The sequence below is a fragment of the Pseudomonas sp. L7 genome (assembly GCF_046605565.1).
In the GTDB taxonomy this organism is placed as follows: Bacteria; Pseudomonadota; Gammaproteobacteria; order Pseudomonadales; family Pseudomonadaceae; genus Aquipseudomonas; species Aquipseudomonas wayambapalatensis.
The window spans coordinates 933,325-946,564 of record NZ_CP176784.1 but is presented as its reverse complement, the minus strand read 5'-3'; the positions used below and the strand labels follow the sequence as shown (position 1 = coordinate 946,564).

Below are 13,240 nucleotides of genomic sequence, written 5' to 3'. Positions count from 1 at the left end.
CCTGACCCTGCCAGAGCCGCAGGGAAGATTTCTCTCATCTCCCCCTCATGCTTTCCCTCGACCACGCCGATAACAAAAGAAAACGACCTCCTTGCGTGGAGCTTTCCGGTAATGAAGTTCAAGTCGATCCAGTTTTCCGTGGCGGCCCTGGCCGGTGCCATTGTATTGAGCATTGTCGCGGCGCTGGTGCTGTACGCCGTGTACTCCGGGGCCCGCACCCAGGACCTGGTACAGCAGCGCACCCAGCAGCAGTTCGAAAGCGTGATCGAACAGCGTCTGTCGGCGCTGGCCCGCACCCAGGTCAGCGAGATCCAGCGTGGCCTGGAAGCGCCGCTGCTGATCAGCCGCAGCCTGGCCACGGTCAACGCCATGCTCGGCATGCAGGACGCCGACGGCAAACCGCTGATGCAAATCGACCGCGCCTACCTGAACAACCTGCTCAAGCGCACCGTGGAGGTCAACCCGACGGTGCTCGGTGCGTATCTGGGCTGGGAACCGAACGCACTGGATCACGCCGACATCAATGGCGAACGCTACCTGCCCTGGTGGTTCCGCAACGCCGACGGCAGTCTCGGCCAGGACCGCCTGGTGGACGTCAACGACCACACCGTGCTGTCGACCGGGGTACGCGCCAGTGAGTACTACCTATGCCCGAAGGAAACCAAGAAGGCCTGCGTGATCGACCCGGCGCCCTACAAGGTTGGCGACAAGATGGTGATGCTCGCCTCGTTCGTCGAGCCGATCATGGTCAACGGTCAGTTCCAGGGCATCGCCGGGGCCGATCTGTCGGTGAACTTCATCCAGGACCTGCTCAACGCCGCCGACCGCCAGCTGTACAACGGCGCTGGCGAACTGGCACTGGTGTCGAGCAATGGTCGCCTGGTCGCCTACACCAAGGACGCCTCCAAGTTCGGCGAAAAGGCCAGCGACGTGCTGGACCCTGCCGAAGCCGCAACCCTGGCCAGCATCAGCGGCGAAGACCTGCAATATAAAGTCGACACCGCCAAGGACCGTATCGAGCTGTTCCTGCCGTTCAAGGTCGCCAGCACCGACGCGCGCTGGGTCCTGCTGCTGGAAATGCCGCTGAGCACGGTCATGGCCGACGTCAACCAACTGCAGAAAGACCTTGGCGAGCAGCGCCGCACCGACATCGCCGGCATGACCCTGGTCGGCCTGGGCATCGCCGCCCTCGGCCTGCTGGTGATCTGGCTGCTGGCCCACGGCATTGCCCGTCCGCTGAAGCAGATGGTGGCGATGCTCGACGACATCGCCCAGGGCGAAGGCGACCTCACCCGCCGCCTGCAGAGCGATCGCGCCGACGAGCTGGGCGCCATTGCCAAAGGCTTCAACACCTTCCTCGCCAAGCTGCAGGCGATGATCAGCCAGGTGGTGACCTCGGTGCAGAAAGTCAGCGACTCCTCGGAGCACACTGCCGACATCGCCATCCGCACCAACCAGGGCGTGCACAAGCAGATGGCCGAGATCGACCAGGTAGCCACCGCCGTGCAGGAAATGACCGCCACCGCTCAGGACGTGGCACGCAATGCCACCCACGCCGCCCACGCAGCCAGCAACGCCGACCAGGCTGCCAACCAGGGCATGCAGATCGTGCGCGACACCTCGCAGTCGATCAGCGTCCTGGCCAGCGAGATCGGCCGCGCAGTGACCGTGGTGCAGACCCTGGCCCGCGACAGCGAGAACATCAATGCCATCCTGGTGACCATCCGCGCCATCGCCGAACAGACCAACCTGCTGGCGCTCAACGCCGCCATCGAGGCTGCCCGCGCCGGAGAGCAAGGGCGCGGCTTCGCCGTGGTTGCCGACGAGGTGCGCAACCTGGCGCAGAAGACCCAGCAGGCGACCCAGGAAATCCAGCAGATGATTCAGCAGTTGCAGCAGGGCACCCGCGATGTGGTCAAGGTGATGGAAGACAGCCAGGGCAAGACCGACGACAGCGTGCAGCAGGCCAGCCGCGCCGCCGAAGCGCTGGAGAGCATCACCCAGGCCGTGTCGGTGATCAACGACATGAACACCCAGATCGCCAGCGCCGCCGAACAGCAAAGCGCGGTGGCCGAGGATATCAACCGCAACGTCATCAACATCGGCCAGGTGGCCGGCGAAGTGGCCGGCGGGGCCGACGAATCGAGCCAGGCCAGTGCCGAGCTGACCAAGCTGGCCGAGCAGCAGCGGCGGTTGATCAATCAGTTCAGGGTTTGACTCACCCACCGCGTCGTTTTTTTCGCGAGCCTGTGGGGCGAAAAGCTCGACACCGACCTCAAGCCGGGGTCAGACACTCCGGCCCATCGAGCTTCGGATCGTTGACCAGATGCGCCAGCGCCCGCTCGCGCAACGCCGCTGGCGGGCTGGCCAGTAGTTCATGCAGCCGCGCCAGCGGTGTGTCGGGGTCCAGCCAGGCCGCCTGCCCGGCCTCGTCGAGGATCAGCGGCCGGCGCTGGTTCATCGCCGCCTGGGTGACCACCGCACAACTGAGCCATACCTGCTCCTGCACCGGATACACCTCCCATACCGCGGCATAGAACAACGACGCGCCCTCCCCCGGCGTCACCCAGTACGGGCGCTTGCGCGCCGTGCCGCGCCACTCGTAGAAACCGTTGGCCGGCATCAGGCAACGGCGCTGGCGAAAGGCTTCGCGAAACATCGGCTGCTCGGCGAGTGTCTCGGCGCGGGCATGGGCGGGGGTGCGGGACAGGTCGGTGAGCCAGGCCGGGGTCAGGCCCCAGCGCGCCCTGGCCAGTTGCAACTGGCCGTCGAGTCGGCGCTGGATCAGCACCGAGGCCCCAGGCGAGATGTTCCATTGGGCCTGCTGGTCGGCGGGAAACCCGGGCAGGGCGGCAAAAGCCTGGGACCAGCGAAAAAGGGCGTAACGTCCACACATAAGACAGCAAACCTAGCAGATCAGGGTACCGGGGATACTCTCCGGCTCGTCCCCGGCAAGGGGCTGGGCGGCATTGTACTCATCGATCAGCTGCCGTGCGTACCCGGCCTGCTCATCGGCCACCGCCAGGGCCAGCAGGCCCTGCATCGGCAGATCGCCCATGGCACCGACCAGATCGCCGCCGATCAGGTGCACCTCGACGCCTTCGCTGGCCAACATGCCTACCAGCATCTGCGCCTCCATCAGGCTTTCCGGTTCGTAGATCCGACGCATCAGGCATCGTCCTCGCGGCGCACTTCGAGCATCCATTCGTCACCATGCACCTGCAGGATGAACACGATGGGCTGGCAGCACACCTGGCAGTCCTCGGTATAGAGCTGGTCGCCAGCGGAAATATCGACCGTGGTCTCCACACGCTCACCGCAATAAGGGCAGTCATAAAAGTCGATTTCGAGCATCGGGGGCCTGCGCAGTGACTTATGCGTATAATTGCCGGTCTGTTTACGGGGTCCGTGTGTGTCCGAGCCGTTTTTTTCGGCCCCGCCCCTACTTTATTACTCTAGCCGTTTCCAACAAGAGAGCATGATGGGCGAATTCGATGCCATCCGACCTTACGACGACGCTGAAGTGCCTGCCGTTCTGGCGCGCCTGCTCAGCGACCCGGCATTCCTCGATATCCTCACCCACTTCCGCTTCCCGCGTATCGCAGGTGCCTTCGGCTGGCTGCTCAAGCCGCTGATCGCCCGGCGCCTGCGCAAGGAGTTCGCTGGCGTGACCAGCGTCTCGACCCTGCAGGACAAGGTCGAATACTACGTCGACCGCACCATCGACCGTGCCACCGACGGGGTCACCTACACCGGCGTCGAGCAGCTCAAGTCGGGCAGTGCCTACCTGTTCCTGGCCAATCACCGCGACATCGTCATGGACCCGGCGTTCGTCAACTATGCGGTCTATCACGCTGGCCTGCCGACGCCACGTATCGCCATCGGCGACAACCTGCTGCAAAAGCCGTTCGTCAGCGACATGATGCGTCTGAACAAGAGCTTCATCGTGCACCGCTCGATCAGCGGTCGTCGCGAGAAGCTTGCGGCATACCAGTTGCTGTCGGCCTACATCAACCACTCGATCCGCAGCGACGGCGCCTCGATCTGGATCGCCCAGGCCGAAGGCCGCGCCAAGGATGGTGACGATCGCACCGATTCGGCGATCCTCAAGATGTTCCACATGAGCCGCAAGGACGAGCCGTTCGGCGCCGTGATCCAGAGCCTGAACCTGATCCCGGTGTCGATCAGCTACGAATACGACCCGTGCGACCAGGCCAAGGCCCGCGAGCTGTACATCCGCGCCACCACCGGCACCTACAAGAAAGTGCCTGGCGAAGACGACAACAGCATCGCCCAGGGCATCACCGGCTACAAAGGCCGGGTGCACATCAACTTCGCACCGCCAGTGACCGAGTACCACGAGGACACCAAGCAACTGGCCCAGGCCATCGACCGGCAGATTCTCGGCGGCTACCGGCTGTTCCCGGTGCACTACCTGGCCTACGCGATGTGGGACGGGCAGGACGCAGCGCTGGAAGTACCCGCTGCAGAGAAGGTGTTTGCGGCCGAGGAACTGGCACGGGCCAAGGAGGAGTGGCAGCGCCGCCTGGAAGCCTGCCCTGCGGAGCACCGGCCGTATCTGGTGCAGCAGTATGCGACGCCAGTGCGCAACCAGTATCAGGTGAAGGTGCAGGCCGAGGCGGTCTGAGCCTGGTGCAAGCGCCGGTTCGTAGGGGGACCGGCGATTGCACAGCTGATGTTCGCTACACGACGGTGAGATCGAAATCAGCTTCCAGAGCATCCGAACCACTGCCAGGGTTCAGCCGCAGTACCCCTTTAAGACGTCGGTTATCGACAAACTCGCTGATCTGCAGTGTTCCTGAGTGGACGGGAACATTTTCGCCAAGCCCCACAACACCGACCGTGGTCACATGCGCCTGACCAGCAGACAGGCTGGTGGTGCCCGGCGCAAACACATTGGCGTTGGTCCACTTGAACACCAGCTTGAGTGGTTTGCCACCGGGCCGCGGCTGCACGGCGGAGAATGACTTCTGGTCAAACTTCAGTTCGCCGGTCATCTCATATGGCGTCCCCTTGACGGTCAGAACGACCTTTCCGGTCGCCTTGGCCTTCTTCAGGACGTCCGCATCAAACGCTTCGCTTGAACGCGACATGTTGCCTCCTTGAGATGGTTGACACGCCGATCCAACGTACGTGCACGCATCACAAGCGACAACTGGCAGAATTGACAGGTAGGCAGTTCAGATCCAGGTACTGAACCACGACAGCAACAACGCCATCGCCAGGCACGAGAAGCCCAGGATGTAGTAGTAGCGCGGTACACGCAGGTCGAACGCATCGACCAGCCCTTCCTCGCCAGCCAGGCTTTCACGCGCATCGCTCTGGCGACGCCGCGCACTGTGCAGCAACAGGCCGCCCGGGCAGGTGATGAACAGCGCCAGGACATTGATCAGCTTGGCGGGATGGGCGGCCAGGAACCCCCAGAGGACTTGCAGGGACATCGCGCAACCTCGTAACGACGATAAGCAAAGCCCGGCATTCTACCCAAGCCTGACCCACCCTCTCGTTTTTTGCGACCAAGGGTCACTAAATTTCATCTGTCACACGCTCGTCATCCAGACAGGCCACCCTGTCGGCCTTTGCAGACCGGAGCTTGTCATGCTGCACGCCGAAAACCAGGACCGTCTCTACCTCGTCTCGCAGAGCGACGAGCAGCAGGCGCTGATCGACGGGTTCGCGATCAATGTCCACGACCAGCGCTGGCTGGTGTATTGCGCCCTGGGCGGACACGCGCACCAGGACCTGCCGGAAGTGGATCAAGACACCGGGCTGAGTGTGCTGGACTTTGGAATCGAGGCGGCTTGACCTGCCCGCTCGTGCGATTAGTGGGAGCGGGCTTGCCCGCGAAAAAGACATCGCGGTGCCTGGCACCGGCGAAGCCGGTGTTCGCGGGCAAGCCCGCTCCTACAGAGAAGTGACCCCAGGTGCCGCACCAACCAGGGTTTGAGCGAGCCTCAGCCCTGGTCCAGCCAAAGAAAAACCCGCTGCCTGTGACCAGGCAGCGGGTTTTGTTCATTCAGGCCGCGTGCTTATTCAGCCAGGACCTGACCGATGGTCGGATCCTTGAACAGCCGGGTCAGCGCATCGCTGAGTACGTCGCTGACCAGCTTGGTGTTGGTTTCCTGGTTCGGCGCCATGCCGAAACGCTGGTCGAGAGAAGCGCCATAGCGGCCGCTGTAGCGGCGGTTGGCGTTGGACACGTCGGCACGGAAGGTGGCACCGATGGTGGCCTCGGTCACGTACATCTTGTCCTTGGGCGACTGGTACTTCAGCTCGGCCAGGGTCACGGTCAGCTGTGGCGCGCTGCCGGCACCCGAGGTGGGGGTGAAGCCGAGCAGGCGTACTGCCGCTTCGGCCTGGGCCTGCAGCTTGGGCACCACGTCATTGCCGTTGACGGTAATGGTGCTGGTCTCCGGGTACATGCCACCCCGTGTGCCCAGCGACTGCGAAGCACGGCCGTCGACCACCCGCACGACTACCGGCTGGCCACGACCTACCGGATTGAGCTGAGCGGTGAGCTTGGGTTGCGGGCTGAGTTGCTGCGGGCTGTGTGCACAGCCGACCAGGCTCAGGGTGGCCACCGCCATCAAACCGAACAACAGACGTTGCAGCATGCGCATTTCTCCAGAAAAAGCGGCAAAGGCCCACAGTATACCCAGCCTGGAGCAAGCCAGTCATCGGCCCGCAGCTGCTGTCACAATGGTTTCATGGCCACGGCGCTATCCTTGCCCCAGCCCGATCAAACAGGACTCGCCGCCATGGCCTCGCTCTGGACTCTGCTCTTCCAACGCCCGCGCCACACCACCTACGCCCGTCTCGACAGCGACGGCAAATGCCTGGCCTTCAAGCAGTGCCACCAGGCACCCAGCGGCAGTGGCTGGGTCCAGGTCAGCGAAGCACACCTGGGCTGGCTGGGTCATCCGCTGCCCAACAGTGCCCGGATTTGCGTACCTGCAAGCCGCCGTTGGCAGCAACGCATCCTCCCTGCCTGACAAACGCTGCAATAAAAACCCAAGAAGAACGACCTTTCTGCCCGCGACCTCGTTATAATCTCCCCCCGATTATAAGGACGTCTCCTGATCGGGCCCCGCACTCGCCGCTTGACCCCGGCACCTTCACCGCTTCGCCCACAGAGAGCCTTCCACTCAGGTCTTGCATTGGCTGTCGTGCCTGCTGTCTCTGGCCGTCTGCTGCGCATGAACCTGCGGGTTGCCACCGCGCAGTCCACTTTTGAGGTTCACGACTCCAAAAGAGCGTGAAAAAACGGTTTTTCACAACTTCACGAGAGTGTGGCGAGCAAATGAACAGTCTGGCATGTGCAAAAGCGGCAGATACGTCTCGAACAGCCCTGAACAGACGGCAAAAGCGCTCATCCTGGATGGGAGCCTGAGGCCGGTCCATAACGCACGACGGAACACTTGACCATAAGTCGAATTGCCGCACCCGTGGCAAATGGCGTTCAATTATCGAACACCCAAGACTGATTGGCGGTGTCCGCGGAAGTTGCAAGAACTGCGAAGAGTCGGACATGGCGATCCTGGCCAACCCAGGGGTCCTATGCTGTCAATTAGGTGCTGTAGATTGTGGAGACGCGTTAATGGCGCAGAACGAATCGGTTGATGTGGTACTGGTAGGCGCGGGCATCATGAGTGCCACCCTGGCCGTACTGCTCAAGGAGCTGGACCCTGCGATCAAGCTGGAAGTCGTCGAGGCGATGGACTCCGGGGCCGCGGAAAGCTCCAACCCCTGGAACAACGCCGGGACCGGCCACGCCGGCCTGTGCGAGCTGAACTATACGCCCCAGGCCGCCGATGGCAGCATCGACATCAAGAAGGCCGTGCACATCAATACCCAGTTCGAGGTGTCCCGCCAGTTCTGGGCCTACCTGAGCAGAAAAGGCGGCTTCGGCTCGGCGCGCGACTTCATCAATCCCGTGCCGCACCTGAGCTATGTCGAAGGTGACAAGGGTGTGCAATTCCTCAAGAAGCGCTTCGAGCTGCTCAAGCAGCACCACGCGTTCTCCGAGATGGAATACACCGAAGACAAGGCGCTGATGAACGAATGGATGCCCCTGATGATGCCTGGTCGCCCGGCCGACCAGCACATCGCGGCCACCCGCGTGCTCAAGGGCACCGACGTCAACTTCGGCGCCCTGACCAACAAGCTGCTCAAGCTGCTGGGCGACAGCCCAAATGCCCAGGTCAAGTACAGCAAGAAGGTCACCGGCCTGCGCCGTAAAGGCGACGGCTGGACCGTGAGCATCAAGGACGTCAACAGCGGCAACAGCCGTGAAGTCGACGCCCGCTTCGTCTTCCTCGGCGCTGGTGGCGCGGCGCTGCCGCTGCTGCAAGCGTCTGGCATCCCGGAAAGCAAGGGGTTCGGCGGTTTCCCGGTGAGCGGCCAGTGGCTGCGCTGCGACAATCCGGAAATCGTCAAGCAGCACCAGGCCAAGGTCTACAGCCAGGCCGCGGTCGGTGCCCCGCCAATGTCGGTGCCACACCTCGACACCCGCGTGGTCGACGGCAAGAAATCCCTGCTGTTCGGGCCTTACGCCGGCTTCACCACCAAGTTCCTCAAGCATGGCTCGTTCATGGACCTGCCGCTGTCGGTGCGCATGGGCAACATCGGTCCGATGCTGGCGGTAGCCCGCGACAACATGGACCTGACCAAGTACCTGGTCAGCGAAGTGATGCAGTCGATGGAGCAGCGCCTGGAATCGCTTCGCCGCTTCTACCCCGAAGCCAAAGCCGAGGACTGGCGCCTGGAAGTGGCCGGCCAGCGCGTGCAGATCATCAAGAAGGATCCGAAGAAAGGCGGCATCCTGCAGTTCGGCACCGAGCTGGTCTCGGCCGCCGATGGCAGCCTGGCTGCGCTGCTTGGCGCCTCGCCGGGCGCCTCGGTGACGGTTTCGATCATGCTCGAACTGATCGAGCGCTGCTTCCCCGAGCAAGCCAAGGGCGCCTGGGCTGCCAAGCTCAAGGAAATCTTCCCGGCTCGCGAGAAGGCCCTGGCCACCGATGCCGCGCTGTACCACAAGATCAGCGCCGACAACGACGTGGCCCTGGACCTGGCGCAAAACAGCCCGGCCAAGCACTACGCCTGAAATGGCTGAAACGAAAAAACGCCCCGAGGGGCGTTTTTTTGTGCCTGCAATCCCTGCCCGCGAAAAGGGCAGACTGAAGGATCAGCCGCGGGCGTTGGCGATGACCTCGATGTACTCCGGCGCATTGCGCTGGTCGGCGATCGTTTCGGCGAAGGTCTTGCCGTGCTCGTCCTTGCCATCGACGTCGTATCCGGCCTCGACGAAGAAGCCAACGAAACGCTCGAAGTCGTCGATGCGCAGGCCACGGTAGGCCTTGATCAGCTTGTGGTGCGACGGCGAGGTCAGGCCATCGGCCGGCTCGAACTGAAGGAACGTCTTGATGTAGTCGTCGCTGATCTCGTCACCGATAACCTGCTTCTTGTCTTTACGCATTGCCGACTCCAACTGGGCCATCACGGGCATTTCAAAGGCGGGCAGTGTACCGCTGGCAGCCCATGGGCCTCAACGCGTACGTACGGTTCCGGTGTGCAGGTCGGCCCAGACATGGCCGTTGGCGTAACTGAGGAACTGCACGTACAGCGTCTCGTTGCGCAGCAGGTCCATGATCACCCGGTAATCGGCCTGTGGATAATTCAGTGTCAGGGTGCGGGTCTTGTCATCGTAGGTCGGCCGCTTGAGGCTCTTGCCGCCCTCGCCGTCGAAGGTGACCAGCACCTGCCCGATAGTTGCCCCCTTGCTCAAGGGCTTGCCCTTCAGACGCAAGGTCAGGGACGAGGTGATGGGAATCGGCTGCTGGTTGGACTGACGCTGGGCACCGACCACCACCGAGTAGTCGGTGACCTGCAGCAGTTGTTGCGACTCGGGTTCTTCCTGGCGCAGCGAGAGGTCATCAGGCGGAAGGAACTGGCTGTGCAAGGGGGCTGCCGAGAGCGGCAGGCTCAGCGCCAGCAGAAGGGGAAAGATCGCACGCATGAGAGGCTCCTTGGCAGAGGGGAGCACTCTAGCACGCCTGATCGACCGCTACTGTCAGCGCGCGCTCAATCGAACTGCGCGCGCATCCAGGCCTGGTACTGCGCCACCCCGTCCTCGCCCTCGCGCGGTGCCCAGTAGGCATGCTCGCCCTCGCCCACCGGGCGGTAGGGGCCGGACTTGCACTCGAACAGGATGCTGTCATCTTCGAGCACCACCAACCCGTGATAGGTGCCGGGCGCCAGGTCGACCCCCAGGCAATCACCGCCGGCTTCGAGCACACGCTTGTCGCACACCGCGCCCTGCTCATCGAAGATCAGCAGCCCCAGACGCCCCTTGAGCACCACCAGCGCCTCGGCCTTGTCATCCTTCAGATGACGGTGTGGCGGAATGTAGGTGTTCGTCTGCAAGCCGACTGCCATGCGATGGCAAGGCTCTTCCATCTCATGGAAATTGTGGTGCTGGCGACCACGCGGGTTGCTGGCAGCCTTGGCGGCCAGCCCGTCGAACAACGTCTTGTCGATGAAGGCAGGCTGGCGCATGGCTCACATGCCCTTTACGGCGAAGATGCCATTGGCGTTGCGCCAGTAACCCTTGTAGTCCATGCCATAACCGAAGATATAGCGATCGACGCACGGCAGGCCGACGTAGTTGGCCTTCAAGTCCGGGCTGGCCTTGCGGTCGTGGTCCTTGTCGATCAGCACCGCGGTGTACACCGAACGCGCGCCGGCATGCTTGCAGAAGTCGATGATGGCGCTGAGGGTGTGGCCTTCGTCGAGGATGTCATCGACGATCAGCACATCGCGATCGATGAACGAGATCTCCGGCTTGGCCTTCCAGAACAGCTCACCGCCGCTGGTCTGGTTGCGGTAGCGGGTCGCGTGCAGGTACGAGGCCTCCAGCGGGAACTGCAGGTGGGTCAGCAGCTTGCCGGCGAAGATCAGGCCGCCGTTCATCACGCAGAAGACTACCGGGTTCTTGTCGTGCAGGTCCTTGCAGATCTGCTCGCCGACCTGGGCGATGGCCGCTTCGACCTGGGCTTCGTTGTACAGGCAATCAGCCTCGCTCATCACTTGGCGGATATGCTCGAGATCGGCGGACATGGCGCTCTCCAGGAGGTGCATTTTGGAAAAGCGGGCAAAGGTACGCATCCGCTCGTCCCAGATCAAGCATTTATGGACTAACGTGCTCAATGACTGCACGACAGCAAGGACTGAATAGATTAACCTAGCGCGGTTTTTTTGCCCGCCCCCCGGAGCCTTCCCCTATGCCTACTCGTGAGATCCGCCATCCGCTGATCCGCCACAAGCTCGGCCTGATGCGCCGTGCCGATATCAGCACCAAGAATTTTCGCGAACTCGCCCAGGAAGTCGGTGCGCTCCTGACCTACGAAGCCACCAAAGACCTGCCGCTGGAAACCTACGAGATCGACGGCTGGTGCGGCAAGGTCCAGGTCGAGAAGATCGCCGGCAAGAAGATCACCGTGGTCCCGATCCTGCGTGCCGGTATCGGCATGCTCGACGGCGTGCTCAGCCTGGTCCCGGGCGCCAAAGTCAGTGCCGTGGGCGTAGCCCGCAACGAGGAAACCCTCGAAGCGCACACCTATCTTGAAAAACTCGCCCCCGACATCAATCAGCGCCTGGCGCTGATCATCGACCCGATGCTGGCTACCGGCGGTTCGATGGTCGCCACCATCGAGCTGCTGAAGAAAGCCGGCTGCAAGGAAATCCGCGCGATGGTCTTGGTCGCGGCGCCCGAAGGCATCGAGGTGGTCGAGAAAGCCCATCCGGACGTGCAGATCTACACCGCGTCCATCGACGAGCGCCTGAACGAGCATGGCTATATCGTGCCGGGCCTGGGCGATGCCGGCGACAAGATCTTCGGCACCAAGCAGAAGGACGCTTGAACATGCAGGACGGCTTCAACGACCCGCTGTGGCGCCAGGTCGTCTCGGGCGCGCAGATGCTCTTCGTGGCATTCGGCGCGCTGGTGCTCATGCCGCTGATCACGGGCCTGGATCCTAACGTGGCACTGTTCACCGCGGGCCTCGGCACCTTGCTGTTCCAGCTGGTCACGGGCCGTCAGGTGCCTGTATTCCTGGCCTCGAGCTTCGCCTTCATCACCCCGATCATCCTCGCCAAGGGCCAGTTCGGCCTGGCCGCGACCATGGGCGGCGTGATGGCCGCAGGCTTCGTCTATACCTTCATGGGCCTGATGGTGAAGATCAAGGGCACCGGTTTCATCGACCGCATGCTGCCACCTGTGGTCATCGGCCCGGTGATCATTTCCATCGGCCTGGCCATGGCGCCGATTGCCGCGAACATGGCCATGGGCAAGGGTGGCGACGGCGCCGCGCTGATGCCGTACAAGACCGCCATGCTGATCTCCATGCCGGCGTTGCTGACCACCTTGATCGTCGCCGTGTTCGGCAAGGGTATCTTCCGCCTGGTGCCGATCATTGCTGGCGTGCTGGTGGGCTTTGCCCTGTCGTTCGCCTTCGGCGTGGTCGACACCGCGAAAATCGCCGCAGCCCCCTGGCTGGAACTGCCCAACTTCACCGCGCCGGAGTTCAACTGGCAGGCGATCCTGTTCATCGTTCCAGTGGCCCTGGCGCCGGCGATCGAGCACATCGGCGGGGTGATCGCGGTCGGCAGCGTGACCGGTCGCGACTACCTGAAAAAGCCCGGCCTGCACCGCACCCTGTTCGGTGACGGCCTGGCCACCACCGCTGCAGGCCTGTTCGGCGGCCCGCCCAACACCACCTACGCCGAAGTCACTGGCGCGGTGATGCTGACCAAGAACTACAACCCGAAGATCATGACCTGGGCTGCAGTGTTCGCGATCACCCTGGCGTTCATCGGCAAGTTCGGCGCGCTGCTGCAGAGCATTCCGGTGCCGGTGATGGGCGGCATTCTCTGCCTGCTGTTCGGCTCGATCGCGGCAGTGGGCATGAACACCATGATCCGCCACAAGATCGACCTCGCCGAGGCACGCAACCTGGTGATCGTTTCGGTGACCCTGGTGTTCGGTATCGGTGGTGTGCTGATCGGCAGCGGCGACGGCCCGGACGACTGGGGCCTCAAGGGCATCGCCCTGTGCGCCGTGGTCGCCATTGCCCTGAACCTGATCCTGCCGGGCAACGACGGTTGGAAGAACAAGAAGCTGGATGACCAGTTGCCTTGACCAGGCGTTGAACCGAGTCGACTT

17 protein-coding genes and 1 pseudogene are annotated in these 13,240 nt (G+C 62.9%); 8 read left to right on the top strand and 10 right to left on the bottom strand.

All coding sequences use genetic code 11. The annotated features are described in order from the left end of the window. Positions 1-111: 111 nt before the first annotated feature. Positions 112-1,314 (top strand): annotated as a pseudogene (locus tag ACK3BK_RS04530) (methyl-accepting chemotaxis protein); the annotation flags it as partial. Between the two features lie 60 nt (positions 1,315-1,374). Further along, entirely contained in the window at positions 1,375-2,217 is an 843-nt protein-coding gene (locus ACK3BK_RS04525; protein WP_411384440.1) for a methyl-accepting chemotaxis protein, read from the top strand. Between the two features lie 58 nt (positions 2,218-2,275). Here ACK3BK_RS04525 and ACK3BK_RS04520 read toward each other — a convergent pair whose 3' ends face one another. Genes ACK3BK_RS04520 through ACK3BK_RS04510 form a run of 3 tightly spaced genes read right to left on the bottom strand, consistent with a single transcriptional unit; the run spans position 2,276 to position 3,354 of the window. Continuing rightward, the gene (locus ACK3BK_RS04520; protein ID WP_186667670.1) at positions 2,276-2,896 is read right to left on the bottom strand and encodes an SOS response-associated peptidase; all 621 of its coding nucleotides are present in this window, start codon (positions 2,894-2,896) and stop codon (positions 2,276-2,278) included. A gap of 12 nt (positions 2,897-2,908) precedes the next feature. Then, positions 2,909-3,169: a putative signal transducing protein gene (locus ACK3BK_RS04515; protein ID WP_186667669.1), complete on the bottom strand. Its 261-nt coding sequence runs from the start codon at positions 3,167-3,169 to the stop codon at positions 2,909-2,911. After that, a complete protein-coding gene (locus tag ACK3BK_RS04510) occupies positions 3,169-3,354 on the bottom strand; it encodes a CPXCG motif-containing cysteine-rich protein (RefSeq protein ID WP_186667668.1) in 186 nt (61 codons plus the stop codon). Before ACK3BK_RS04510 ends, ACK3BK_RS04515 begins: the two co-directional genes overlap by 1 nt. A 127-nt stretch (positions 3,355-3,481) precedes the next feature. Here ACK3BK_RS04510 and ACK3BK_RS04505 point away from each other — a divergent pair, with 127 nt between their 5' ends. After that, entirely contained in the window at positions 3,482-4,648 is a 1,167-nt protein-coding gene (locus ACK3BK_RS04505) for a 1-acyl-sn-glycerol-3-phosphate acyltransferase (protein ID WP_186667985.1), read from the top strand. Positions 4,649-4,703: 55 nt separating this feature from the next. On the opposite strand, the gene ACK3BK_RS04500 is transcribed toward ACK3BK_RS04505, so the two are convergent. Together ACK3BK_RS04500 and ACK3BK_RS04495 are read right to left on the bottom strand one after the other, a co-directional pair. Further along, the gene (locus tag ACK3BK_RS04500) at positions 4,704-5,114 is read right to left on the bottom strand and encodes a hypothetical protein (protein ID WP_186667667.1); all 411 of its coding nucleotides are present in this window, start codon (positions 5,112-5,114) and stop codon (positions 4,704-4,706) included. Between the two features lie 87 nt (positions 5,115-5,201). Then, positions 5,202-5,462, bottom strand: a complete 261-nt coding sequence (locus tag ACK3BK_RS04495) for a hypothetical protein (RefSeq protein WP_186667666.1) — start codon at positions 5,460-5,462, stop codon at positions 5,202-5,204. Between the two features lie 157 nt (positions 5,463-5,619). On the opposite strand from ACK3BK_RS04495, the gene ACK3BK_RS04490 reads away from it, so the two are divergent. After that, positions 5,620-5,826 carry a hypothetical protein gene (locus ACK3BK_RS04490; protein WP_054894589.1) on the top strand — a complete coding sequence of 69 codons (207 nt, stop codon included), beginning with the start codon at positions 5,620-5,622 and terminating at the stop codon, positions 5,824-5,826. A gap of 224 nt (positions 5,827-6,050) precedes the next feature. On the opposite strand, the gene ACK3BK_RS04485 is transcribed toward ACK3BK_RS04490, so the two are convergent. Then, positions 6,051-6,635 (bottom strand): YajG family lipoprotein, encoded by a 585-nt coding sequence (locus tag ACK3BK_RS04485; protein ID WP_054894590.1) that lies wholly within the window; start codon positions 6,633-6,635, stop codon positions 6,051-6,053. A 144-nt stretch (positions 6,636-6,779) separates the two neighbouring features. Here ACK3BK_RS04485 and ACK3BK_RS04480 point away from each other — a divergent pair, with 144 nt between their 5' ends. Beyond that, positions 6,780-7,013, top strand: a complete 234-nt coding sequence (locus ACK3BK_RS04480) for a hypothetical protein (RefSeq protein ID WP_186711205.1) — start codon at positions 6,780-6,782, stop codon at positions 7,011-7,013. 605 nt (positions 7,014-7,618) lie between these two features. Next, positions 7,619-9,124 carry a malate dehydrogenase (quinone) gene (mqo, locus tag ACK3BK_RS04475; RefSeq protein ID WP_186667663.1) on the top strand — a complete coding sequence of 502 codons (1,506 nt, stop codon included), beginning with the start codon at positions 7,619-7,621 and terminating at the stop codon, positions 9,122-9,124. A gap of 81 nt (positions 9,125-9,205) precedes the next feature. Here the strand turns inward: mqo and ACK3BK_RS04470 are convergent, their stop codons facing one another. From ACK3BK_RS04470 to ACK3BK_RS04455, 4 genes are all read right to left on the bottom strand, one after another. Beyond that, positions 9,206-9,496, bottom strand: coding sequence for a PA4642 family protein (locus tag ACK3BK_RS04470; protein WP_186667662.1), 291 nt, complete (start codon positions 9,494-9,496; stop codon positions 9,206-9,208). A 69-nt stretch (positions 9,497-9,565) separates the two neighbouring features. Beyond that, positions 9,566-10,036, bottom strand: a complete 471-nt coding sequence (locus tag ACK3BK_RS04465; RefSeq protein WP_411383804.1) for a hypothetical protein — start codon at positions 10,034-10,036, stop codon at positions 9,566-9,568. Positions 10,037-10,101: 65 nt separating this feature from the next. Then, complete coding sequence (locus ACK3BK_RS04460; RefSeq protein WP_186667660.1) at positions 10,102-10,575, bottom strand: WbuC family cupin fold metalloprotein; 474 nt, start codon at positions 10,573-10,575, stop codon at positions 10,102-10,104. A gap of 3 nt (positions 10,576-10,578) precedes the next feature. Further along, positions 10,579-11,136 carry a hypoxanthine-guanine phosphoribosyltransferase gene (locus tag ACK3BK_RS04455; RefSeq protein WP_186667659.1) on the bottom strand — a complete coding sequence of 186 codons (558 nt, stop codon included), beginning with the start codon at positions 11,134-11,136 and terminating at the stop codon, positions 10,579-10,581. Between the two features lie 164 nt (positions 11,137-11,300). Here ACK3BK_RS04455 and upp point away from each other — a divergent pair, with 164 nt between their 5' ends. Next, positions 11,301-11,939, top strand: coding sequence for a uracil phosphoribosyltransferase (upp, locus tag ACK3BK_RS04450; RefSeq protein ID WP_186667658.1), 639 nt, complete (start codon positions 11,301-11,303; stop codon positions 11,937-11,939). A 2-nt stretch (positions 11,940-11,941) separates the two neighbouring features. Continuing rightward, complete coding sequence (locus ACK3BK_RS04445) at positions 11,942-13,216, top strand: uracil-xanthine permease family protein (protein WP_186711208.1); 1,275 nt, start codon at positions 11,942-11,944, stop codon at positions 13,214-13,216. Positions 13,217-13,240 lie beyond the last annotated feature (24 nt).